Source organism: Micromonospora sp. NPDC005291, from assembly GCF_040607415.1.
Classification (GTDB): domain Bacteria; phylum Actinomycetota; class Actinomycetes; order Mycobacteriales; family Micromonosporaceae; genus Micromonospora.
Window position 1 is genome coordinate 351,170 of the sequence record NZ_JBEXGR010000002.1, and the last position, 21,873, is coordinate 373,042.

General features: G+C 72.8%; 22 protein-coding genes. 17 read left to right on the top strand and 5 right to left on the bottom strand.

Annotation, left to right across the window (positions count from 1 at the left end; genetic code table 11):
- Positions 1-42: 42 nt before the first annotated feature.
- Together ABZT18_RS03780 and ABZT18_RS03785 are read right to left on the bottom strand one after the other, a co-directional pair.
- Positions 43-840, bottom strand: a complete 798-nt coding sequence (locus ABZT18_RS03780; protein WP_354992247.1) for an SDR family oxidoreductase — start codon at positions 838-840, stop codon at positions 43-45.
- A gap of 39 nt (positions 841-879) precedes the next feature.
- Complete coding sequence (locus ABZT18_RS03785) at positions 880-1,545, bottom strand: isochorismatase family protein (protein ID WP_354992248.1); 666 nt, start codon at positions 1,543-1,545, stop codon at positions 880-882.
- A gap of 222 nt (positions 1,546-1,767) precedes the next feature.
- Between ABZT18_RS03785 and ABZT18_RS03790 the strand changes: the two genes are divergently transcribed.
- Positions 1,768-2,634 (top strand): DUF4437 domain-containing protein, encoded by an 867-nt coding sequence (locus ABZT18_RS03790; protein WP_354992249.1) that lies wholly within the window; start codon positions 1,768-1,770, stop codon positions 2,632-2,634.
- 72 nt (positions 2,635-2,706) lie between these two features.
- Here ABZT18_RS03790 and ABZT18_RS03795 read toward each other — a convergent pair whose 3' ends face one another.
- Positions 2,707-3,549 carry a CoA ester lyase gene (locus ABZT18_RS03795; protein ID WP_354992250.1) on the bottom strand — a complete coding sequence of 281 codons (843 nt, stop codon included), beginning with the start codon at positions 3,547-3,549 and terminating at the stop codon, positions 2,707-2,709.
- Positions 3,550-3,651: 102 nt separating this feature from the next.
- Here ABZT18_RS03795 and ABZT18_RS03800 point away from each other — a divergent pair, with 102 nt between their 5' ends.
- Positions 3,652-4,359, top strand: coding sequence for a hypothetical protein (locus ABZT18_RS03800; protein WP_354992251.1), 708 nt, complete (start codon positions 3,652-3,654; stop codon positions 4,357-4,359).
- Positions 4,360-4,373: 14 nt separating this feature from the next.
- Here ABZT18_RS03800 and ABZT18_RS03805 read toward each other — a convergent pair whose 3' ends face one another.
- Positions 4,374-5,195, bottom strand: coding sequence for an IclR family transcriptional regulator (locus ABZT18_RS03805; protein WP_354992252.1), 822 nt, complete (start codon positions 5,193-5,195; stop codon positions 4,374-4,376).
- 192 nt (positions 5,196-5,387) lie between these two features.
- Here ABZT18_RS03805 and ABZT18_RS03810 point away from each other — a divergent pair, with 192 nt between their 5' ends.
- Genes ABZT18_RS03810 through ABZT18_RS03835 form a run of 6 tightly spaced genes read left to right on the top strand, consistent with a single transcriptional unit; the run spans position 5,388 to position 12,705 of the window.
- Entirely contained in the window at positions 5,388-6,341 is a 954-nt protein-coding gene (locus ABZT18_RS03810) for a flavin reductase (RefSeq protein WP_354992253.1), read from the top strand.
- 5 nt (positions 6,342-6,346) lie between these two features.
- On the top strand, positions 6,347-7,624 hold the full coding sequence (locus ABZT18_RS03815; RefSeq protein WP_354992254.1) for an acyl-CoA dehydrogenase family protein: 1,278 nt from the start codon (positions 6,347-6,349) through the stop codon (positions 7,622-7,624).
- Positions 7,621-9,123 (top strand): aldehyde dehydrogenase family protein, encoded by a 1,503-nt coding sequence (locus ABZT18_RS03820; protein ID WP_354992255.1) that lies wholly within the window; start codon positions 7,621-7,623, stop codon positions 9,121-9,123. The genes ABZT18_RS03815 and ABZT18_RS03820 overlap by 4 nt, the downstream gene beginning before the upstream one ends.
- Positions 9,120-10,043 (top strand): isocitrate lyase/PEP mutase family protein, encoded by a 924-nt coding sequence (locus tag ABZT18_RS03825; RefSeq protein WP_355250393.1) that lies wholly within the window; start codon positions 9,120-9,122, stop codon positions 10,041-10,043. The genes ABZT18_RS03820 and ABZT18_RS03825 overlap by 4 nt, the downstream gene beginning before the upstream one ends.
- Entirely contained in the window at positions 10,043-11,248 is a 1,206-nt protein-coding gene (locus tag ABZT18_RS03830; protein ID WP_354992257.1) for an NAD(P)/FAD-dependent oxidoreductase, read from the top strand. The genes ABZT18_RS03825 and ABZT18_RS03830 overlap by 1 nt, the downstream gene beginning before the upstream one ends.
- Positions 11,245-12,705 (top strand): aldehyde dehydrogenase family protein, encoded by a 1,461-nt coding sequence (locus tag ABZT18_RS03835; RefSeq protein WP_354992258.1) that lies wholly within the window; start codon positions 11,245-11,247, stop codon positions 12,703-12,705. Before ABZT18_RS03830 ends, ABZT18_RS03835 begins: the two co-directional genes overlap by 4 nt.
- Before the next feature lie 28 nt (positions 12,706-12,733).
- On the opposite strand, the gene ABZT18_RS03840 is transcribed toward ABZT18_RS03835, so the two are convergent.
- Complete coding sequence (locus tag ABZT18_RS03840) at positions 12,734-12,997, bottom strand: Dabb family protein (protein ID WP_354992259.1); 264 nt, start codon at positions 12,995-12,997, stop codon at positions 12,734-12,736.
- A gap of 91 nt (positions 12,998-13,088) precedes the next feature.
- Between ABZT18_RS03840 and ABZT18_RS03845 the strand changes: the two genes are divergently transcribed.
- From ABZT18_RS03845 to ABZT18_RS03885, 9 genes are read left to right on the top strand one after another with little or no spacing between them, the layout of a single operon-like run.
- Positions 13,089-14,729, top strand: a complete 1,641-nt coding sequence (locus tag ABZT18_RS03845; protein WP_354992260.1) for a nitrilase-related carbon-nitrogen hydrolase — start codon at positions 13,089-13,091, stop codon at positions 14,727-14,729.
- 3 nt (positions 14,730-14,732) lie between these two features.
- Positions 14,733-15,539, top strand: a complete 807-nt coding sequence (locus ABZT18_RS03850; RefSeq protein ID WP_354992261.1) for an oxidoreductase — start codon at positions 14,733-14,735, stop codon at positions 15,537-15,539.
- Positions 15,536-16,525: an alpha/beta hydrolase gene (locus tag ABZT18_RS03855; protein WP_354992262.1), complete on the top strand. Its 990-nt coding sequence runs from the start codon at positions 15,536-15,538 to the stop codon at positions 16,523-16,525. Before ABZT18_RS03850 ends, ABZT18_RS03855 begins: the two co-directional genes overlap by 4 nt.
- A gap of 6 nt (positions 16,526-16,531) precedes the next feature.
- Positions 16,532-17,803: an aromatic ring-hydroxylating dioxygenase subunit alpha gene (locus ABZT18_RS03860; RefSeq protein ID WP_354992263.1), complete on the top strand. Its 1,272-nt coding sequence runs from the start codon at positions 16,532-16,534 to the stop codon at positions 17,801-17,803.
- Positions 17,800-18,522, top strand: coding sequence for a hypothetical protein (locus tag ABZT18_RS03865; RefSeq protein ID WP_354992264.1), 723 nt, complete (start codon positions 17,800-17,802; stop codon positions 18,520-18,522). The genes ABZT18_RS03860 and ABZT18_RS03865 overlap by 4 nt, the downstream gene beginning before the upstream one ends.
- Positions 18,515-19,516 (top strand): hypothetical protein, encoded by a 1,002-nt coding sequence (locus tag ABZT18_RS03870; protein WP_354992265.1) that lies wholly within the window; start codon positions 18,515-18,517, stop codon positions 19,514-19,516. The genes ABZT18_RS03865 and ABZT18_RS03870 overlap by 8 nt, the downstream gene beginning before the upstream one ends.
- Entirely contained in the window at positions 19,513-20,337 is an 825-nt protein-coding gene (locus tag ABZT18_RS03875; RefSeq protein WP_354992266.1) for an SDR family oxidoreductase, read from the top strand. Before ABZT18_RS03870 ends, ABZT18_RS03875 begins: the two co-directional genes overlap by 4 nt.
- 19 nt (positions 20,338-20,356) lie before the next feature.
- Entirely contained in the window at positions 20,357-21,040 is a 684-nt protein-coding gene (locus ABZT18_RS03880; protein ID WP_354992267.1) for a hypothetical protein, read from the top strand.
- Entirely contained in the window at positions 21,037-21,780 is a 744-nt protein-coding gene (locus ABZT18_RS03885; protein ID WP_354992268.1) for an arylmalonate decarboxylase, read from the top strand. Before ABZT18_RS03880 ends, ABZT18_RS03885 begins: the two co-directional genes overlap by 4 nt.
- Positions 21,781-21,873: the final 93 nt, after the last annotated feature.

Below are 21,873 nucleotides of genomic sequence, written 5' to 3' on the forward strand. Positions count from 1 at the left end.
TTTCCTGAGTCGTTCATGGACCTGCCACGGTGTGCGGCGAGGTCAGAGTCCGTAGCGGCCGAGCACGTCCCGCTTGCCGGCGATGAGAAACTTGCGGGTCATCCGGCCGGTGGTGAGCCACGCGATCGCGTCGCCGTTGCTGGTGCTCGCCAGCATCCGTTCGACCAGGTACGGGGCGACGTCGTCGACGTGGTCGCAGAGGATGTTGAGCAGCCTGCGTTGCCGCGCCACCTGCTCCGGCGCGGCGGCCGCCTCGCGCAGCCACCCCTCGGTGATGAGGATGCCGGGGCGGATCTGGCCGATCCGCACGCCGGTACCGGTGACCTCCTTGGCCAGTGCCCGGGTGAAGGAGTCCAGACCGCGCTTGGTGGCCGAGTAGACCCCCATGCCGGGGCGGATCGCGCCGTCGCTGCCGCCGCCGAGCAGGTTGAAGACCTGGCCGCCGCCGGCGGCGAGCATGCCGCGGACGGCGACCTGCGACCCGTACACGGTGCCGAGCATGTTCGTGGTGACCATCGTCCGGACGTCCTCCGGCGCGGTCTCGACGATCCGCCGGGTGGTGTTGGCGACACCGGCATTGTTGATCCACAGGTCGACGCCGCCCAGCGCGTCGACCGCGGCGCTCCACACCCGCTCGACCTGCGCGGCGTCGGTGACGTCCGCGGCGATTCCGTGGACGGCGGCCTCCGCGGCGGCCTGCGGGCGCAGCCGCGCGACGGCATCGTCCACGGCCGTCCGCGTACGCCCCGAGACGACGACGGAGTGGCCCCGCGAGAGCAGCTCGCGGGCGAGCGCGAAGCCGATCCCCCTGGTGCTGCCGGTGATGACTGCCTTACGCATGACTGCTCCTGCCCACTCACGTCGGGAGAACGGCTCCGGTCAGTCGCCGGTCAACCGGGCGACCGCGTCGGCCAGCGGCACCACGTCGGCATACTTGGCGTCGAGGTCGAAGAGGTTGGCCTCGTGCGGGCCGGGATCGCGGTCGGCGCACGCCTCGCGCACCACCATCGGGCGGAACCCGTGCTGCAGGGCGTCGACCGCCGACGCGCGGACGCAGCCGCTGGTGGAGAAGCCGCCGAGCACCACCGTGTCGACGCCGGCCGTGGTGAGCCAGGCGGCCAGCGCGGTGCCGGCGAAGGCGCTGGCGTAGTGCTTGTACGCGATGTGCTCCCCCCTGGCAGGCAGCACCTGGGCCGCGAAGTCGCCGAGCGGGTTGCTGGCGGCGAACGCGGTCAGCGCCGGCACCTTCGCGGCGAACAGGGGCGCCTCGGCGCAGGACTCGTCGGCGTACCGCACCGCGGTGAAGGCCACCGGAACCCGGGCCGCGCGGGCCGCCGCCACCAGCGCGGCCATCGCGGACAGCGCGCTCTCCGCGGTGGCCAGGAACAACGGCGACGAGGGTACGGCGTACGCGGCGACCGGGTCGACCAGCACGAGCGCGGGCCGGGTACCCCAGCCGAGCCGACGGGCGAACCCGGCGTCGGCGTAGTCGGCATCGAGCGTGCCGGTCGCCCGGCCCCTGACGTCGGAGTGTGCCCCGTTCATGCGACGCATCGTATGCTCTGGATACACCGTTTCGCTAGGGGGAACAATGTCGGTGCTGGTCTTGCCCCGCCGATGGAAACAGTGTTTCCATTGCAGCCATGCTGGTCCCGGACGGCACCGATCTCACCAACGCCGGCTGCCGGGCGCCCTGGCACCTCCGGCCGGGGGCGCCGCCCGCAACGCCGCCGGGAAGACCCTGAAACGCGAAGTGAGGAGCAGCGGGTGCGAGCGCACGTCGAACTGATTCACGAGAATGACTACATCTGGCACGTCGGAGAGCTGCCGCACGGCGAGGGCGGGGTCCACGAACGCCGGCTCTCGGCGGACGAGGAGGACGGATCGTCCTCGCTGTCGCTGCGGTTCGACAGCGACTGGGGGCGCGGGCCGGGCGTGCCGCACGCCAACACCGAGTTCTTCGTGCGGTCCGGTTCGCTGAGCTACGGCGGTCAGGAAATCGGCCCCGGCGGCTACCTGCAGGTGCCGCGGGGCGTGCCGATGGACTGGATCAAGATCCGCGAGGGCTCGTCGGTGCTGCACTGGCGCGAATACGGCGACTGCGGTTTCGACGTCGAGAAGGCACAGTGGAACCCGGCCTCGGCACGGTGGGACAGCGCCCTCGGCGAGGTGACGGTGGTGGACTCCGACGCCATGGAATGGACCGCCGCGCCGACGGTCGGGCCGATCACGCCGCTCTACATCAAGCTGCTGCACCGTGACCCGGTGACCAACTTCTACACCCGGCTGATCCGGGCCCACAAGGGCTGGAGCGACCACCGGCTGGCCCACCACCCCTGCTACGAGGAGTTCTACACGCTCGGCGGGAAGATGGCGTACAACTTCGGCGACATCGACGAGGGCACCTACTGCTTCCGGCCGGCCGGGGTGAAGCACGGCCACTTCGTGGCCGAGACCGACATCGACTGGATCATCCGGTCGGACGGTGAGCTGATCAACTGGTACACCACCGATGAGTGGATCAAGTGGGGCGGCACCGCCACCAACTACCACGAACACGACGAGGCGCCGGTCATCTCCACCCTGCCGGTGCGGTCCCGTTCGCGCGGCCCGTGGTCCGGCGACGGGATGTGACGACGACGGGATGTGACGCGGCCGGTGGTCGCGTCACATCCCGATCACACCTGCCGAGGCTGACGCGGACGCCTACACCGCCAGGGCGAGCAGGCGCCGGGCGGAGCGGACCACCGCCTCGTCCACCAGCCGGCCCCGCGCGTCGAGGCAGACCCCCACACCGTCACGGACTGCCGCGTCGAAGCGGGCCACCAGGTCCGCCGCCGCCGCAACCTCGCCGGGCGAGGGGGTGAACGCCTCGTTCACCACCGCGATCTGCGCCGGGTGGATGCAGGCCCGACCCACGAAGCCGAGCCGCCGCAGCGCCATCGTCGACGTGCGCAGCGCGACCAGGTCCCGGAAGTCGGTGCTGACCGGCGCCACCGGTGGCTCGATGCCGACCGCCGCGCTGGCCAGCACCACCTGCGAGCGGACGAACAGCAACTCTCGCTCGTCCGGCCCGAGCGTGACGCCGAGATCGGCGCGCAGGTCCGCCTCGCCGAGCTGCAGCCGTCGTACCCGGGGTGCGCGGGCGATGTCGAGGGCCGCGACCACGGCCGCCGCCGACTCCAGCAGCGGCACCACGGCGGTCGTGCCCGCCGGCAACCCGGCCGCCGACTCGGCCGCGCCGAGCACCTCGTCGAGGGCGGCCAGTTCGGCGGCGGACTCGGCCTTCGCCACGCAGAGCCCGGCGAGCCCCGGCCCCACGACGGCCGCCGCGTCGACGTGGCCCAACCGGCCCGGGTTGATCCGCACCCACCAGGCGACCCCCGGCGGCGCGGCGCGCAGGAAGGCGGCGACCGCCGAGCGGGCGGCGTCCTTGCCGGCCGGCGGCACCGCGTCCTCCAGGTCGACGATCACCGCGTCCGCGCCGCGCCCCGCCGCCTTGGTCAGCTTGTCGGGTGCGTTCCCGGGCACGTACAGGTACGACCTCAACGGCTTCGGGCCCTTCCGCTCGACAACGCACCGGCGATGCGGCCATTGTTTCGGCTATGGATACAGTGTTTCCATTACTGGTCGAGACGTCAAGGAGGCTTCATGGGACCGCACCCGTACGGCTGGTGGATTCTGCTGCACATCGTGCTCTTCGTCTTCTGGCTGGGCGGGGATCTCGGGGTCTTCTGGTCGAGCCGGTTCGTCCTCAAGCCCGATCTCACGCCGGCTGCCCGGGCCACCGCACTGAAGATCATGAGCGGGCTCGACCTGGGGCCCAAGATCTGCCTGGTGCTCTTCCTGCCCAGCGGCGTCACGCTGATGGCGCTGGACCCGCACGGCGCGCGGGTCTTTGGAATCAACCCGTTCGGCTGGCCGATCGTCGCGCTGCTCTGGGTGTTCGCGGCGGGGTGGCTGGCCGCCACGATCTCCGACCACCACCGCCCGGGCCACCGCCGCTGGGTGCGCCGGGCGGACTGGACGGTCCGCATCGTGTTGATCGCCGGGCTCGCCGGGACCGCGCTCTACACGCTCTTCGCCGCCGCACCGTTCGGCGTGGACACCAACCCGAAGTGGCTGGGCGGCAAGATCCTGCTCTACAGCGTCGCGATCGCCTGCGGACTGGGCATCCGGCTCACCCTGCGCCCGTTCGGGCCGGCCTTCGGCACGTTGATGACGACCGGCTCCACGCCGGAGGTGGAGCGCACGATGCGACGCGCGATCGACGGCTGCCTACCCTACGTGTGGGGCATCTGGGGCAGCGTGCTGGCGGCCGCGGCGCTCGGCGTGCTGAAGCCGCTCGCGGCGCTGTGACCCGGGCCGGTCGGTCAGGAGCCGCTGTAGCCGAGCTGAGCGGAGATCCGGCCAGTCGCCTTGAGTAGCGACTTCGCCAGCTCGGGCGAGTCCGGCTTGAACCGCCCCACCGGCCCGGCCACGCTGACGACCGCCACCACGTGCCCGTCGTGGTCGTAGACCGGTGCCGCAATCGACGTCGCGCCGGGCTGGCGTTCGCCGCGGGAGGTGGCGTAGCCGCGTTTGCGGATGGCCGCCAGCTCCTTGCGCAGCTTCGCCGGGTCGGTGATGGTGCGGTCGGTGAGCTCGTCGAGCCGGTGCCGCTCCAGGTAGGCGTCGAACTCGTCCTCGGCGACGAAGGCCAGGAACGCCTTGGACGAGCTGCCGGCGTGCAGCGGGTACGGGATGCCGATGTTGACGTCCAGCCGCAGCTCGTGCTCGGGCACCACCTGGTCGACATACAGCCGGGTGTCGCCCCGGCGCAGCGACAGCGTGGCGGTCTCGCCCGTCTGGGCCGCCAGCGCGCGCAGCTCCGGGCCGGCCATCGCGCGCAGGTCGGTGCGGGCCAGGTAGGCCCGGCCGAGCGTGACGGCCGCGTGGCCCAGCGCGTAGCGACGGGTGCTCGGGTCGACAATGATCAGATCCCGGCTGCGCAGCGCCGTGAGGATGCGGTGCACGGCGGCCTTGGTCAGGCCCAGCGCGGTCGCGATCTCGGTGACGCCCAGGTCCGGTCGCCCGCTGCGCCCGAAGTAGAGCAGCACGTCCATCGCCCGCTCGACCGCCGCGATCGAGCGGGACTGTCCGTCGCCGTCCTCCGCAACGGCCGGTGCCGTCGCCGCGGATGTCCGACTGGTCATGGGTGGGCCTCCACAGCACTGTTCGTTTTTGTCCGGTCTCCAGAGCAGTGTAGGTCGCTCGATTCCACCCAGCGAAACACCGTGTCCTGAGTGTCGCCGGCCGCCCGGACCAAACGGCGGTTGACACGGGACACCGCCCCTCGTTACGTTTCTGGTAACGGCGTTTCCTGATGCGAAACGGAGAGCCTGCCAGTGTCGGTCGACAGCATCACGTTCCGCTCGGCCCTCGCCCAGTGGCCCAGTGGCGTCGGTGTCGTGACCACCGTCGTCGACGGCCAGCCACATGGCATGACCGCGAGCTCGTTCTCCTCGGTCAGCCTCAACCCGCCGCTGGTCTCCGTCTGCCTGGGCGTCCACCTTCCCAGCCACGCCCTGGTGGAGCAGGCCGGGGTCTTCGCGATCAGCTTCCTCGGCAAGGGTCAGGCCGGCATCGGTCAACGCTTCGCCGGCATGCGTCCCGAGATCACCGACCGCTTCGCCGGGCTGGACTGGGCGCACGCCGAGACCGGCTGCCCGGTGCTGGCCAACGCGACCGCCTGGCTGGACTGCCGGGTCGTGCACGCCTATCCCGGCGGTGACCACACGATCTTCGTCGGTGAGGTGCTCGCCGCCAGCACCCCCCGAGTCGGTGCCCCGCTGCTGTTCCACTCCAGCGTGTGGAGCCAGCTCGCCGACCCGCTGCCGGAGAGGATCGACATCGCGATCGGGGGCCGGCTCTCCCGCCTGCGCGCGAGCACCCTCGCGACGGCCGGCTTCACGGTGCGGGCAACCCCCGGCCCGATGATCGCCGACGCCTTCCGGGCCGGCGGCGAGGAGGCCACCCTCGCCGAGCTGGACCAGCTGCTGCGTGCCGGGCACACCGCCGTCACCCTGGTCGAAGCCGCCGACGCCAGCCCGGTGCAGGTGCGGGCCGTGCTCGCCGACGCCACCGTGCGCGCCCGCCGCGCCTCACTTCGGGTGCGGCTGCGGACCCAGCGCGGGCTCGGCCTGGTCAACGCCACGGTCGCGATGAAGAGCGGGGTCACCGGCTTCGACACCACCCTCGGCGGTCGAGCGGGCGCCCTGCGCACCCGTGACCTGGTCTTTCTCGCCCGTCAACTCGGGGTGTCCTGTCCCCGACTCCCCGCCAACAAACCAGAGGAGTGACCCACATGTCCACCGGCGGACGGCTCATCGACGACCTCACCCCCGCTGAGCAGGATCGCGCGGCCCGGGTGGAGAAGGTGCTGCCCGCGTTGCGGGCCGCCGCCGCGCAGGCCGACGCCGACGGGGTGTTCCCCGCCGCGCACGTCGCGCTGCTGCGCGATGCCGGGCTGCTCGGCCTGGTGGTTCCAGAGGAGTACGGCGGCCTCGGCGGCGGCCTGCGCGACCTCGCCGCCGCCACCTTCGCGATGGGCAGCGCCTGCCCCTCGACGGCGTTGGCCTTCTTCTTCCACAACACCAGCGCCTCCCGGGGCCTGCTGCCGCTGGAGGCGATCGAGCGCGGCCTCTTCGACGACGCCGACGTCCCCGCCGTACGGGCCTTCGCCGAGAAGGTGCTGACCCGAATGGCCGGTGGGGTGTGGCTGGCCAACTTCGCCAGCGAGGCGGTGAAGAGCTCGTCGGCCAACATCGCCATCTCCACCACCGCCACCCCGACCAGCCGCGACGGCGTCGACGGCTGGTCACTCAGCGGCGAGAAGTCGTTCGGCTGCGCCACCGGCGTCGCCGACACCTACCTGGTCACCGCCCGGCTCGCCGGGCACGAGACGGCGGACGGGCTGGCACTGTTCCTGGTGCCCCGCGAAGCCGCCGGGGTCGCCTCACGGCCGAGCTGGGACGGCATCGGCATGCGCGGCTCGGCCAACCACGGCATCCGGCTCGACGACGTCTTCATTCCGGCCGACGAGGCGCTCACCGTGCCCGGCGCGTTCGTGAAGATGTTGCAGTGCAGCCGGGGCAGCTTCGTCGGCAACCAGCTGGCCATCACGGCGGTCTACGTCGGCGCGGCGCAGAGTGTCTACGACGACACGCTGACCAGGCTCACCCAGAAGACCTTCGCCGACACCGGCCGGGCGATTGCGGAGAGCCCTATGCACCAGGTGATCATCGGCAATATGACGGAACGGTTGGAAACGGCGTACCTCTGGCTGCGCCGCCAGTTGCTGCTGGAGACCAGCGAGCCACCGCTGCGCCCGCACGCCGAGGTCTACCAGCAGTGGCGGTTGGCCAAGGGCTCGATCTGCGAGGCGTGCTTCGACGTGGCGGTCGGCGCGCTCAAGGCGTCCGGCACGTCGAGTGCCACCATGAACGGGCCCGTCGGCCGGGCGCTGCGCGACCTGGCGATGGGGCTGGTGATGACGTTCCCGCCGGAGCGCGGCCGGTTGGAGGCAGCCGGCATGGTCACCAGCGACCGGTCCAACAACCTGTTCGCGGCGGTGGCCGGGTGACCGGGCCCCACCAACCGGACCTGCCCGATCTCGCCGACCTGGTCGACGGGGTCTGGACGCCCAGCGACGCACCGCTCGGGTTCGACCTGGAGGATCCGGCGACCGGGGCGGTGCGGCGGCCCGCCGCCGGCACGCCGCCGGACCGGATCGAGGCCGCCGTCGCCGCCGCCTCGGCGGCGCATGAGGCCGGGAGCTGGGCCGCACTGCCGGCCCCAGCTCGCGCCGACGTGCTGGACGGCGTCGCCGAGGCGGTCGAGGGCGTCGCGGCCGAGATCTGCGCGCTGGAGTCGGCGACCACCGGCGTGCCGATCCGGCAGACCACACCGCTGGGCGTGATCCTCGGCGGTGCGTTCCGGCTCGCCGCCGCCCAGCTACGGCAGGACCCGCAACGCCAGGAGTTCCACCGCGAGGACGGCCGGATCGTGCACGCCGAACGGCTGCCCTGGGGCCCGGCCGTCTGCGTGGTGCCGTGGAACGCGCCCGCGCCGATGGCGGCGCACAAGGTCGCGAACGCGCTCGCCGCCGGCTGCCCCACGATCCTCAAACCCAGCGAGTACGCCCCACACGGCAGCCAACGGCTCGCCGCCGTCATCGGGGCCGTGCTCGCCGCCTCCGGCATACCGACCGGGGTGTTCCAGCTCGTGCAGGGCGGGGCCGAGGCCGGCGCGGCCCTGGTCGGCGATCCCCGGATCCGGGCGGTCTCCTTCACCGGCGGGCTCGCCGCCGGGCGGGCGGTCGCGGCGGCCTGCGCCTACGACATCAAGCCGGTGCAGCTCGAACTCGGCGGCAACAACCCGCTGGTCGTGCTCCCCGACGCCGATGTCGCCGACGTCGCCCGGGCCGCGGTCGACCTGCTCAGCACGCTCAACGGCCAGTGGTGCCGGGCTCTGGGCCGGCTGATCGTGCCCGCCGACCGGCACGACGAGATCGTCGAGGCGATCGCCGACCGGCTCGCCGACCTGGTCGCCGGTGCGCCCCTGGACCCGGCGACCGACCTCGGTCCGCTGGTGCACTCCCGACACCTGGCCCGGGTGGTGGCCGCCCGCGACGACCTGCTGGCCCACGGCGGGACCGCGGTCACCGGCACCACACTGCCGGCGGCCGGGCCACTGGCCGGCGGGAACTTCCTCGCCCCGACGCTGGTCACCGGCGTCGCCGCGGCGCACACCGGCGACGAGATCTTCGGACCGGTGGCGGCGGTGCATCCGTACGCCACCCTCGACGAGGCAGTGGCGCTGGCCAACGGCACGCCGTACGGGCTGGAGGCGTACGTGTTCGGCGCCGACGAGGAGGCCGCGCTGGCCGTGGCCCGCCGAATCCGGGCCGGCGAGGTCAAGGTCAACGGCTCCTCGGTGCTCAGCCTGCACCTGTTCAGCCCGCGACCGGCGTTCGGGCTGTCCGGGTACGGCGAGGAGGGCACCGCCGAGACCCTGCGGTTCTTCACCAACCCGCGGGTGGTCGGCGTCGAGGGCGGCTTCGCGCTGCACGGCCGGCCATGAACCCGGGCGACACCGTCGGGTCGAGGGACGCGCCCCCGGTCGCGCCCGGCGGCGCGGCGCCCGCACGCCCGGCCGACGTGCTGCGGGCGCTGCTCGGCGGTGCCTCGCCGGTGCACGCCCCCGGCGTACACGACCCGCTCACCGCCGCGCTGGCCGTCGAGGCCGGGCACCGGGCCGTGCACCTGTCCGGTGCGGTCTGCGCCGCGGTCGAGCTCGGCCTTCCCGACCTTGGGTACCTGCACGGCACGCACGTCGCGGTGCAGGCCGCCCGGCTGGTCCCGGCGCTGGCCGGCGTGCCGCTGATCGCCGACGCGGACACCGGCTACGGCAACCCGCTGCATGCAGTCTGGACCGCCCAGCGGTACGCGGCGGCCGGCGTCGCCGGGCTGCACCTGGAGGACCAGGTCAGCCCGAAGCGCTGTGGCCACCTGGCCGGCAAGGAACTGCTGGACACCGCGGGCGCGACGGCGAAGATCCGGGCGATCGCCGAGGCGGGCACCGGCCTGGTGCTGATCGCCCGCACCGACGCCTACTCGGTGGCCGGCCTCGACGAGGCGATCGAACGGGCCGGCCGGTTCGCCGCCGCGGGCGCCGACGCGGTCTTCCTGGAGGGCGTGGACACCGCCGAGGAGTTGGGGGCGGTGCGTACCGCGCTGCCCGGCGTACCCCTGGTGGTGAACCGCTCTGAGGCTGGCGGCGTGCGCGCCTTTCCGCCCGCCGACGTGCTCGGCGAGCTCGGGGTCCGGGTCGTGCTGCACCCGGTCGCGCCGATGCTGGCCGCGCTCCGCGCGGCTGCCGCCGCCTACGCCGCGATCGGCCGGGTCGGCCACGCCGACGTGGTGCCCCGGCTCGCCTGGTCGTCGTTCACCGCACTGGTCGGCCAGGACGACGCGCTGACTCTCGACCGGAGGTACGCCTGATGCACGTGCTGATCGCCGGAGCGGGGCCCGTCGGGCTGACCGCGGCGCTCGCGCTGGCCCGCCGGGGCTGCGAGGTGACCGTGCTGGAGGCCGGCGACCAACTCGCCGCCGAGTCCCGCGCCTCCACGTTCCACCCACCGACGCTGGAGATGCTCGACGCGCTGGGGGTCGGCGCGGACCTGTTGGCGCGCGGGCTGGTCGCGCCGACGTTCGCCTACCGGGACCGCCGGGAGGGGCTGATCGCGGAGCTGGACCTATCGGTGCTCGCCGCCGACACTCCGTACCCGTACCGGGTGCAGTGCGAGCAGTCCAAGCTGACCCAGATCCTGCTGGCCCACCTGGCCCGGCACCCAGCGGCCCGGGTCCACTTCGGCTGGCCGGTCGACTCGGTGCGGCAGGCCGCGGATCCGGCCGACGGCGGCGTGGTCGCGGTCGCCGCGGACGGCCGGGAAGTGGCCGGCGACTGGCTGATCGCGGCCGACGGCGCCAGTTCCGCGGTACGGCGGGCGCTGGAGCTGCCGTTCGAGGGGATCACCTACCCCGAACGGTTCCTGGTGGCCTCCACCGACGAGGACCTGCCGGCGCTGCTCGGCCCGCTGGCGTCCGTCAACTACGTCTTCGACCCGGTCGAGTGGTCGGTGCTGCTGCGCACGCCGGAGCACTGGCGGGTGCTGCTGCCCACCCCCGAGGACACCCCCGACGCCCACGAGCTGGGCCGGCTCGACGAGCGGCTGCGGGCGATCGCCGACCCGGGCCGACCGTGGCGGGTGGCGCACGCCAGTTTGTACCGGGTGCACCAACGGGTCGTCGCGGCGTTCCGGCAGGGGCGGGTGCTGCTGGCCGGCGACGCCGCGCACGTCAACAACCCGCTCGGCGGGCTCGGTATGAACTCGGGCATCCACGACGCGGTCGCCTACGCGGAGGTGCTGGCCTCAGGCCGCGCGGCACCCGACGACGGGGAGCTGGACCGGGCGGTGACGGCGGTGGCCGACGAGCGGCGCCGGATCGCCCTGACGTACGTGCAGGAGGTCTCCGACCAGAACTACCGCCGGATGCGGGTCACCGATCCGCAGCTGCGCTCCGCGCATCTGGCCAGCCTGCGCGCGCTGGCCGAGGATCCGGCAGCCGCCCGGGCGTACCTGCTGCGCAGCTCCATGATCGCCTCGCTGCGCCCCGACGCCGGACAGCCCGTGGCGCGGGCATGACGGCACCCGGCGACGGCCCGGTGATCGAACGGGAGAACCCGTCCAGGGTCACCGAGCTGGTCGGCACGGTCGGTGTGAGCGGGCCCGACCGGGTGGACGCCCTGGTCCGCCGGGCCGACGCCGCGCAGCGGGGCTGGGCGGCCACCGGCATCGCGCGACGGCTCGCCGCGCTGGCCGCCGGCGCCGACGCGATCGCCGGACGGCTCGAACCGCTGGCCGAGCTGCTGGCCCGGGAGTCGGGCAAGGTGCTCGCCGACTGCCGCGGCGAGGTCGGGTTCGCCGCCACGTACCTCCGCTGGGTCGTCGAGCACGCCCCGGCGGCGTACGCGGAGCGGGAGATCGACGACGCGGCCGGCCGGCTGCTGCGGCTGCCCCGGCCCTACGGGGTCATCGCCGCGATCACGCCGTGGAACGCGCCGATCATCCTCACCGTGCTCAAGGTGGCCCCGGCCCTCGCCGCCGGCAACGCGGTGGTGGTCAAGCCCTCGCCGCTGGCCCCGCTGGCAGTCTCGGAGGCGCTGCGCCTGCTCGCCGGGGCGCTGCCGGACGGGACGCTGGCGGTCGTCCACGGCGACGCCGCAGCCGGAGCGGCGCTGGTCGGGCACCCGCTGGTGCGCAAGGTGGCGTTCACCGGCGGCAGCGCGGTGGCCCGGCAGGTGGCCGCGACGGCGGCCACCCAGACCACGCCGGTCGTGCTGGAGTTGGGCGGCAACGACGCGGCGATCTTCCTGCCCGACGCCGACCTGGGCGTCGAGCCGATGCGCCGGCTGGTCCTGGCGAGCTTCGCCACCAGCGGTCAGGTGTGCATGGCGGCGAAGCGGCTGTACGTGCACCGCAGCCGCCGCGACGATTTCGTGGCGGCGTACCGGTCCGCCGCGGCGGAGGTGCTGCGCGTCGGTGACGCGCTCACGCCCGGGGTGAGCATGGGCCCGGTCGTCTCGGCCGGCGCCGCCGCCCGGATCGGGCGGATCGTCGCGGCGGCCGTCGCCCGGGGAGCCACCGCGCTGCCGCTGGGCACCGTCGACGGCGGCACCGACCTGGCCGGCGGGTACTTCGTGGCCCCGACACTCGTGCTGGACGCACCGGACGACGCCGAGGTGGTCGTCGGGGAGCAGTTCGGGCCGACGGTCCCGCTGTTGCTCTACGACGACGAGGAGGAACTGCTGGCCCGGGTCAACGCCGACGAGTTGGGCCTGGGCGGCTCCGTCTGGTCGGCCGACGAGGAGCGGGCGTTCGCGCTGGCCCGTCGGGTCGAGGCGGGCTTCGTCTTCGTCAACACGCACAACCGCACCGGGCTGTCGCTGCGGGCGCCGTTCGGTGGGGTGAAACGCTCCGGCTACGGTCGTGAGTACGCCGAGGAGGGGCTGGCCGAGTACGCGCAGACCTGCGTCGTGCACGCCCCCGGCCCGTTCCGGCCCGGTGGCGCCGGGCTGCCCGCCAACGCGTACCCGGGCTGAGGCCGGGCCGCGTCGGGCGGGCCTTGTTTCAGTAGTCGACGACGACGCGGGCCGCGAGGCGCGGCTTGAGCCAGCCCGCCACCTCCAGGTGGGCGGGGTGGGCCTGGTAGGCGCGCAACGCGTCCGCGTCGGAGTGGGTGCTGATCATGCACAGGTCGTAGGAGACCGGGGTCCCCAGCGTGTCCAGGGCGACCGTCAGCGTCGCGATCTCATCAATTGTGCTGGCCAGACCTTCCAGCAACGACTTCGCCTTGGCAGCATCGGCCGCATCGTCGAACTTCATCAGCACCACGTGCGTAAACACCTGTTCGTCCCCCTGTTCCCCAGCGTCGCCCGAGTGTATGTTCTGGAAACAGCGTTTCGCTAGGGGAACCGGAGCGGGAATGAGCATCAGGGTTGCCGCCGTACAGTTCGAGGCCGGCCAGGACATCGAGGCCAACCTGGCCACCTGCCTGCGCCTGGTCGCCGACGCCGCCGGGCAGGGCGCGCAGCTCGTGGTGTTGCCCGAGTTCTGCAACCACCTGGCCTGGTACACCGACCGCGCCCAGGCACACGCCCTGGCCACCCGCCCGGGCGACACGTTCCTCACCGCGATCTCGGCGAGCGCCGCCGAGCACCGGGTGTACGTGAAGATCAATGTCACGCACGCGTACCCCGACGGGCGCACCGGCGGCACCAACTTCCTCTTCGGACCGGACGGGGCGGTGCTCGGCAGCTGCGACAAGCAGGTCCTGATGGGCGCCGAGAACGACCACCTCGACCCGGCGACCGAGGTCGGACCGGTGCTCGACACCCCGATCGGCCGGATCGGCATGTACGCCTGCATGGAGGGCGTCATTCCCGAGGTCACCCGCGGGCTCGCGCTACGCGGCGCGCAGGTGCTGCTGAACAGCCTGAACTCGTTCGCCACCGATGAGGCCGCGTTGCACATCCCGGTGCGGGCCGCGGAGAACCGGGCCTGGGTGATCGCCGCCAACAAGGTCGGCCCGCTGTTGCCCGCCGAGCATTTGCCGGCCATGAGCCGCGGCCTCGGCGTGCCGGAGCAGTGGCTGCACGGGGCCGGCGAGTCGCAGATCGTCGCACCGGACGGCACGGTGGTGGCCAGGGGCCCGCGCATCGGTGAGGCCGTCGTCATCGCCGACATCGACCCGGAGCGCGCCGGCGACAAGCACCGCCCGGACGGCACCGACATCCTCGCGGCCCGCCGACCGGAGCTCTACGGTCCACTCGGGGACGCGCCGACCGGCCGCCGCCGGCCGCCCGGCGCATCGGGCCTGCCGGTCGCCGTGGTCCGGCCGCGGGACCCCGGCCAGGCGGCCGACCTGCTCGGCAAGGCGGTCGCCGAGGGTGCGCTGCTCGCCGTGCTCGCCGAGAACGCCCTCGGCGCGCACGTCGGGCCTGCCGAGGTGGCCGCGGCGCTGGCACCGGCGCTGCGCGGCACCGACGGGTACGCCGTCGCCACCGCCCACGGCCCCGACGGCCCGGTCGGGCTGCTCATCGGCCCGTCCGGCGTGGTCGGCGAGCAGCCACAACTGCACCGGGCCGGCGCGGCCCGCGACGCCGTGCGGCCCGGCGACGCGCTGCGCACCTTCGACCTGCCCTGGGGGCGGCTGGCGATCGTGGTCGGCGACGACGCGATCTTCCCGGAGACGTTCCGGCTCGCCGCGCTCGCCGACGCCGATGTGGTCGCCGTGCCGTTCACCCCGCGCGAGCCCTGGGAGTTGACGCTGGGCCTGCCGGAGCGGGCCGCCGAGAACCGGCTCAACGTGATCGCCGCCGGGCCCCTCGGCACCGGCGCCGCGGTCTTCGCGCTCAGCGCCGACTTCACCCTCTGGACCACCTGGGCCGGGCCGTTCACCGGCCGGATCAGCAGCCCGCTGCGCACCGACATCGCCGCCGACCGGCCCGTCACGCATGCCGTGGTGGCCCCCGCGCAGGCGGCGAACCGGCTCGTCTCCCGCCGCACCGACCTCGTCGACGGCCGCCCGTGGCGGCTCGTCCAGGCCCTCACCGAAAGGCGCTGACCCGTGGCCGACACGTTGAAACCCGTCGAGGACATGCTCGACGACTCCCCCACGGTCGACGTCCACGAGACGTTCCACCGCTACCAGATACTTTTGGATGAGCTGAAGGCCAAACTCGACGCACGGTTCGAGCTCACCCGCGACCCGTCCACCGAGTCGCTGGAGCACTACGGGGACTACCCGAACGGGCCGGGCGGCTCGCTCGCCGCGTACACCGGGCCCGAGGTCGACTGGCTCGTGCACTCCTGGCTGGGCAACCCGGCGGCCAGCTTCGCCAACCTGCACCTCACGTGCTGGCTGGGCCCGCAGGTCAGGGTGCCGCACCTGGGGCTGGCCCTGCTGGTCTGGCCCGGCGGCTGGTTCTACATCGACTCGGTCCCCCGGGTCAACATGGTCGAGGACGGCGACTACTACGACCGGTACTACGAGCCGGTCAACGAGGAGTGGCTGCAACTGCGCGCCGACCCGGCGTTCGACTACTTCGTCAGCCGGGCCGGGTTCATCCGGGCCAGCCTGTCGCCGACGGCGTACTGCTACTCCTTCGACCGCAGCCCGGAGAACATCGAGAAGGTCAGTCAGGTGACCCACGCCCACGTCGACCGGTGGCTGCGCTGGGTCGACGAGGCCGAGCCGGTGCCGGCCGAGGAGCGGGCCGCGCTCGCCGAGACCGATCTGCGGATCCGCCGCAACATCGCCGACCGCGACCCGGCGAACGTGATGGGCGTGCGCTACTTCGGCGAGGAGACCACCAACCAGCTCGTCCGCGCGCTCTGGGGCGGCGACCGCGAACTCCCCCGGCCGTCGGCATGAGCGGTCCGCAGCGAAGCGGTGTCCGATCGCTCTGGTGGGCCGCGCGCATCCCCGGCGCGCCGGCGCCGTTCGACACCGCGCACCTGCGGGTCTACTACCCGGCGCGGCCCACCGGCTCGGACGCCGAACGGCTCAGCGGAGTGCTGGCGGCCGATCCCGCCGGGGCGCCGTACCCGGTGGTCCTGCTGGTCTCCGGGGTCAACGTCGGGCAGGACACCTACCGCTGGCTGGCGGTGGAGCTGGCCGCGCGGGGCGTCGTCGCGGTGACCTACGACTGGGTCGGGGTGCTCTTCGCCGGCCTGCACGGGATCACTCCCGGCGTCGACCTGGACGCGGCCCGGCCGGACGGCTATGGCAGCCGGCCGACGAGCCCATCGCTGCGCCCGGTGCTCGACGCGCTGACGCAGCTCACCGGACCGCTCGACGGGTTGCTCGACCTCGACCGGGTGGCGCTGGTGGGCCACTCGGCCGGCGGCACGGTGGTGCTGCAGTCGGCGCGGTTCCTGCCCGAGGTCCGCGCGGTGGCCACCTACGGGGCGCACACCATGGTGGCGACCATGCTCGGCTGGCCGGCCGGCACCGTGCTGCCGGCCCAGGTGAACTGCCCGGTCATGCTGCTCGCCGGCAGCAACGACGGGGTGATCAACGGCTCAGCCGACCGGTACGGCGAGGACGCGGCCACCCGCGCCGACCCGATCACCCGCACCTTCGACGAGGCGCTGCCCGACGCGGGCGGCACCAACCTGCTGGTGCGGCTGGCCGGTGCCAACCACTTCGGCATCGTGCACCCGCTCGACCCCACCTCGGCGCGCGCCTTCCTCGACGAGGAGGCGACCGCCGACCCGGAAACCACACGTGCGCTCCTGGTCGATCTGCTGTCCGGGTTCCTCGCCGTCCACCTTCGCGGCGAACCGGCCGACGAGTTCGACCGGTTGCTGGCAAAGCTCGACACCACCTCTTCGATCGCCTCGTTCCGTCGGAGGTAAGCCACCATGCTCAAGAACTTCTGGTACGCGGTCGAGTTCTCCGACCGGGTCACCGTCAAGCCGGCCCGGGTCACCGTCCTCGGCCAGTTCCTGGCCCTCTACCGCACCCCGAGCGGGCGCGTGGTGGCCCTGTCCGACCTGTGCGTGCACCGGGGCGCGGCGCTCTCCGGCGGCTGGACGGCCGGCGAGGACATCGTCTGCCCGTACCACGGCTGGCAGTTTGAGCCGGGCGGGGCGTGCACGAAGATCCCGGCGAACCAGCCCGGCCGGGGCATCCCGAACAAGGCCCGGGTCGACTCGTACCCCGTGCAGGAGCGCTACGGCTTCGTCTGGGTCTTCATGGGCGACCTGCCCGAGGCCGAGCGGCCGCCGATCCCGGTCTGGCCGGAGTTCGACAACCTCGTGGAGAACGGCGGCAAGTACCGCGCGGTGACCGGCGAGTTCCTGTGGAAGGCCAACTACGAGCGGATCCTGGAGAACGGCTGCGACATCGCGCACGCGCCCTTCGTGCACGGCAGCGTGTTCGGCAATCGGGAGAAGCCCGAGGTTCCCGAGTACGAGGTCGAGGTGCGCGACGAGTGGTCGGCGTACGCCACGGTCAGCCTGCACCCGCCGCGCTCGAAGGGCCTCTGGTCGCTGATCAGCCGCAACAACGCGGACCTGGCCAACCGCCCGCCGGTGGTCACCTCGGCCGGCTGGATGCTGCCCAACATGATCAAGCTGCACGTCCGGCTGCCGATCGGCGAGCTGATCATCTACGACACCAACATCCCCGTGGACGAGACGACCACACTGGTCAAGTGGGTCGCCCTGCGCACCTTTTTCACCGGGGCCTGGGCCAACCGCAACGCCGTACAGCGCGTCCTCAAGATCTTCTACCAGGACGCAGAGGTGGTGAACAACGTCCGCCCCGAGCTGCTCCCGTTCGACCTCGGCGCGGAGCTGCACGTCAAGAGCGACCTCATCGCGGTGCACTACCGGCGACGCCGGCAGGAGCTGGCCGAGCAGGGCTGGATGCTCTCCGACACGGACCGGGTGACGGGCGACGTGCCGCGCCGGGAGGCAACCGTCATCCCCTCGCCAGCCCGCCGGGAGAACCCGGAGCTGGCCCGCGCCTGGGTGCACAAGGCCAAGGGTGACCACCCGACCGTGGCGGAGTCCCAGCGGATCGGGCTCAAGCGCATCACCGAGGAGGAGGGCGCCGACGCCGCCGCAGGAGCGCAGGCGCAGGCGAGCCCCGAACCGACCAACGGCGCGACGACGAAGGAGCAGGCATGAGCCTCCCGCTGGAACTCTGCGAGAACGCGGTGGCCCACCTGACCACCCGGCACCCGCTCACCACGGTCATCGACGAGCCGCTGAGCAGCCCGATGTCGCCCGACCCGGTGGGTTCGCTGAGGGTCTGGAAGGGCGCACCGGGCCAGCCGGTGGCCAAGGTGGTCTACGTCGGGCTGGTCGTCCCGATGATCCGCCTCGACAGCCACATGGTCTTCGCCTTCACCGCCGCCGACAGCGCGGTCCCGCACTTCACGCTGGACTCGGTGTACGGCGGCGACTACTACGCGTACCACCTCGACCTGATTCCCCGGGCCGAACTGAGCAGCCACCTGCCCTACATGGACGCGGCGTACCAGCCGCTCACCGAGGTCTTCACCGAGGCGAGCGCGATGGACGGGCTGAGCCGGGCCGACATCGGGCCCCGCCAGTACGCGCTGATGTCGCCGTGGATGCTGGTCGGCCGGGCCACCGAGGAGGCGTTCCGGAAGATCGGAACCGCCGTCTCCGCGTACGTCGAGCACTGGTCCGCGCTGGTGACCGACGGCCTGCCGGCCGATGCCGTGGCCGGCCTGGCCGACACCGACCTGGCCGCCCGGGACACCGCCGTGCGGGTCAACCTGTTCAGCCCCGACGTCGACCCGGTCTGGGCCAGGGTCTCCCGGCTGATCGGCGAGCCGGCAACCGACCGGATCCGGGCGGAGCTGATCGGCAATGAGTGAACCGACCGCACCGACAACCGCACCGGCGGAGACCGAACCGAGCGAGTGGCAGCAGCGGATCGCCGGCGACTGGCACGGCCGGCCGTCGCTGTTCACCGCCACCGGCGTCTGGCAGGGCTTCGAGGACATTCGCCGCTCGTCGGTCTTCGCCGACGGCGTCACCACGTACTACATGGACGGCGGGCTGGTCGGCGGGGGCGAGTTGGCCGGGCGCTACCGGCTGGGCGCACCCTTCGCCTTCGGCGTGCTCGACTCCGACGCCGACCGGGTCTACACCGGCCCCGACTTCTTCGGCACCGGCCAGCCGTACGGGTCCTTCGTGGATTCGCACTACTACGGCCCCGGCTGGCAGGTCGACCTGAACACCTGGAACCAGGTGCTGCCCGACGGCGAGACCCAGGTCTACTCGTCGGTGCTCTACCAGGGCTGGACGGTCGTGGGCTGCTTCAACGGCGTCTACACCCGCAGCTTCGACCACGACACCAACCCGGACACGCGGGAGCGGGTGGCGCGGTTCCTGTCCGCCGAGGAGCGGCGCGGTCCGGTGCCGTACATCCTGCCGACCAAGCAGGCCGGCGCGTTCACCGGTAGCTGTGAGCTGTGGGGCGCCGACCAGCAGTTGCGTGGCACGGTCGCGGTGCGCCTCGGTCTGGAGCCGATCGACCTGCTCCGTACCCGCCGGGTGGTGGACTGGACCGGCGCCGGCCTGGACCGGCGGTACGTGGTCGAGCAGCGCCGCGACGGCGACCGGCTGTTCTTCGAGGGCCCCGACGCCTGGGGCAACGCGCAGGGCTTCGGCCGGGCCAGCTACCCGTCCTGGCACTTTCACGCCGACGGCGGCGACGTGTGGAAGGTCAAGGGCCGCGAGTTCGCCATCGACGCCGAGCCGGGCATGTCCGCCGGCGGGCGCCTCGCCGTGGTGTACGAACTGTTCCGGGGCAACGTGCTGGACAGCGTCCTGCACGGCCTGCTCACCTGGGAGCCGGCAGAATGACCGCGGTGGTGGTGACCGGCGGCACCCGCGGAATCGGTGCCGGCCTGGTACGCGCGCTGCTGGCCCGCGGCGCCCGGGTCGCGTTCTGCGGACGCAGCGCGGAGTCGGTGGCCACGGCGCTCGCCGCGCTGCCCTCGGACTCCTCGGCGCCGGCCGGCGCCCAGGTGCTCGGAGTGCGCGCGGACGTTACCGACCGCGCCGACGTGGCCGCGCTGTGGTCGGCCGCCGCCGAGGCGTTCGGCGGCGTCGACATCTGGATCAACAACGCGGGCACGAACCATGCCCGCCGCCCACTGTGGGAGCTGATGCCGGCGGAGCTGGACGGGGTCCTCGCGGCGAACCTCGGCGGGGTGGCCCGGGCCAGCGCGGTGGTGCTCGCCGCGATGGTCGAGCAGGGCCACGGCGCGCTGTGGAACATGGAGGGCTTCGGCTCCAACGGCCAGGTCCGGCCGGGGCTGACCGGTTACGGGGCGTCGAAGCGTGCGGTCACGTACCTGACCGACGGGCTGGCCAAGGAACTCGCCGCAGCCGGGGTCGCCGACAAGGTCACCGTGCACCACCTCTCGCCCGGCATCGTCGTGACCGACCTGCTCACCCACGACTACCCGCCGGACGAGCTGGCGAAGGCCAAGAAGATCTTCAACATCCTCGGCGACCGGGTGGAGACGGTCACCCCGTGGCTGGCCGACCGGATCCTCGCCGGTGGCCGCAACGGCAGCCGCGCCGCCTGGTTGACCAGCCGCAAGGCCGCCGCCCGGTTCGCCGCCGCCGGCTTCCGCAAGCGCGACCTCTTCGGCGACTCCGCCGGCGGCCCCGGATGACCCGGCGCGGGGGCCTGTCGTGAACGGCAGCGACTACACCGTCCTCCTCGCGCTGGAGGACTTCGTGCCGACCGGTCTGGCGCTGGTCGGGTTCTTGATCCTGGCCGGGCTGTCCGGTCGGATCGTGCCCCGGGTGGGCCCGGTCGCCCGCGTCGGCGCCATCCTGATCGGCCTCGGCGGCCTGGCCAAGTCGACCTGGAAACTGCTGCTGGCCGGGTTCTCGGTCGACCTGCCCTGGTTGGAGGCGGCTCTGTTCCCGCTGATGGCGGTCGGCGCGGTCGGACTGATCTGGGGTCTGGCCAGTGCGCTGCGCGGGCGCAGCGTGCCGTGGTGGCCGTTCGCCGCCGTGCTGGCCGTCACCGCCGCAGTGGCGGCCGTGTACGCCATCTTCGCGCCTATCTTCGCCCTCGCCACCACGGGCGTGACCACCATCAGCGTCCTGGCCGCGATCATCGCCGGCCGGCGGCGCGCCTGGGGCGCGGTGGCGCTCTACGTCGCCGGGCTGACCTGCGTGCTGCTGCTGGTGCCGCTGCGCAACCACGCCGATCACGAGACCCTGACCATGCAGTGGGTGGAGCAGGGCACCAACACCCTCGGCCAGGCGGCATTGCTGGTCGCGGCGTGGCTGACCGCGCGCGCCCACACTCCGGCCACGGCCAGTCCCCACCCGATCCCCACCCAGGAAGGAGCCGTCAGCTCATGACCGACGCGCTCGGCTGGCGCCGCAAGTTCGGCGTCATCGCCCCGTCGACCAACACCATCGTGGAGCCGGACTTCTACGGAATGACGGTGCCGGGTGTGACCGCGCACTTCTCCCGGATCCACATCCGCAACCAGGACCTGTCCAGCGACAGCAACTTCGAGAACCTCCTGACGCAGATCCGCGACGAGATCGGCGCGGCCTGCGAGCGGGTACTGACCTGCGAGCCCGACTACATGGTGATGGGCATGTCCGCCGAGACGTTCTGGGGCGGTGTCGAGGGCAACCGGGAATTCGTCGCCCAGATCAAGGCGGCCACCGGGCTGGAGGTGGCAACCGGGGCGGAGGCGTGCGAGCGGGCACTGCGCCTCTACGGCGCGCGCCGGATCGGCGTGGTGACGCCGTACCAGCCGATCGGCGACACGAACGTCGTGCAGTTCTTCTCCGAGATCGGTTTCGAGGTGACCGCGATCGAGGGGCTCAAGTGCCCGACCGCGGTCTCCATCGCCCACGTCACGGAGGACGAGTTGCGCCGGGCACTGCTGGCGGTGGACGGCCCGGACGTGGACGCCCTGGTCCAGTGCGGCACCAACCTGTCGATGGTCGGGCTGGCCGACGAGGCCGAACGCTGGCTCGGCAAGCCGGTGATCGCCATCAACGCGGCGACCTGGTGGATGGCACTGCGCGAGAACGGGATCGCCGACAAGGTGTATGGCGCCGGTTCCCTGTTGCGCGAGTACTGAGAGAGCGGTTCGAGGTTGCACGTCTGTCGTGGGCCACCGCGTGACCATCCATGGGTTGTGAGGACAACCGAGGATCGTGTCTCCTGGAGCATG

What these genes read in the sequence shown, in the direction of transcription:
- ABZT18_RS03780 (WP_354992247.1), bottom strand. Translation starts at nt 840, where the DNA reads ATGCGTAAGGCAGTCATCACCGGCAGCACCAGGGGGATCGGCTTCGCG.
- ABZT18_RS03785 (WP_354992248.1), bottom strand. Translation starts at nt 1,545, where the DNA reads ATGAACGGGGCACACTCCGACGTCAGGGGCCGGGCGACCGGCACGCTC.
- ABZT18_RS03800 (WP_354992251.1), top strand. Translation starts at nt 3,652, where the DNA reads ATGGGACCGCACCCGTACGGCTGGTGGATTCTGCTGCACATCGTGCTC.
- ABZT18_RS03805 (WP_354992252.1), bottom strand. Translation starts at nt 5,195, where the DNA reads ATGACCAGTCGGACATCCGCGGCGACGGCACCGGCCGTTGCGGAGGAC.
- ABZT18_RS03815 (WP_354992254.1), top strand. Translation starts at nt 6,347, where the DNA reads ATGTCCACCGGCGGACGGCTCATCGACGACCTCACCCCCGCTGAGCAG.
- ABZT18_RS03825 (WP_355250393.1), top strand. Translation starts at nt 9,120, where the DNA reads ATGAACCCGGGCGACACCGTCGGGTCGAGGGACGCGCCCCCGGTCGCG.
- ABZT18_RS03830 (WP_354992257.1), top strand. Translation starts at nt 10,043, where the DNA reads ATGCACGTGCTGATCGCCGGAGCGGGGCCCGTCGGGCTGACCGCGGCG.
- ABZT18_RS03835 (WP_354992258.1), top strand. Translation starts at nt 11,245, where the DNA reads ATGACGGCACCCGGCGACGGCCCGGTGATCGAACGGGAGAACCCGTCC.
- ABZT18_RS03845 (WP_354992260.1), top strand. Translation starts at nt 13,089, where the DNA reads ATGAGCATCAGGGTTGCCGCCGTACAGTTCGAGGCCGGCCAGGACATC.
- ABZT18_RS03855 (WP_354992262.1), top strand. Translation starts at nt 15,536, where the DNA reads ATGAGCGGTCCGCAGCGAAGCGGTGTCCGATCGCTCTGGTGGGCCGCG.
- ABZT18_RS03860 (WP_354992263.1), top strand. Translation starts at nt 16,532, where the DNA reads ATGCTCAAGAACTTCTGGTACGCGGTCGAGTTCTCCGACCGGGTCACC.
- ABZT18_RS03865 (WP_354992264.1), top strand. Translation starts at nt 17,800, where the DNA reads ATGAGCCTCCCGCTGGAACTCTGCGAGAACGCGGTGGCCCACCTGACC.
- ABZT18_RS03870 (WP_354992265.1), top strand. Translation starts at nt 18,515, where the DNA reads ATGAGTGAACCGACCGCACCGACAACCGCACCGGCGGAGACCGAACCG.
- ABZT18_RS03875 (WP_354992266.1), top strand. Translation starts at nt 19,513, where the DNA reads ATGACCGCGGTGGTGGTGACCGGCGGCACCCGCGGAATCGGTGCCGGC.
- ABZT18_RS03885 (WP_354992268.1), top strand. Translation starts at nt 21,037, where the DNA reads ATGACCGACGCGCTCGGCTGGCGCCGCAAGTTCGGCGTCATCGCCCCG.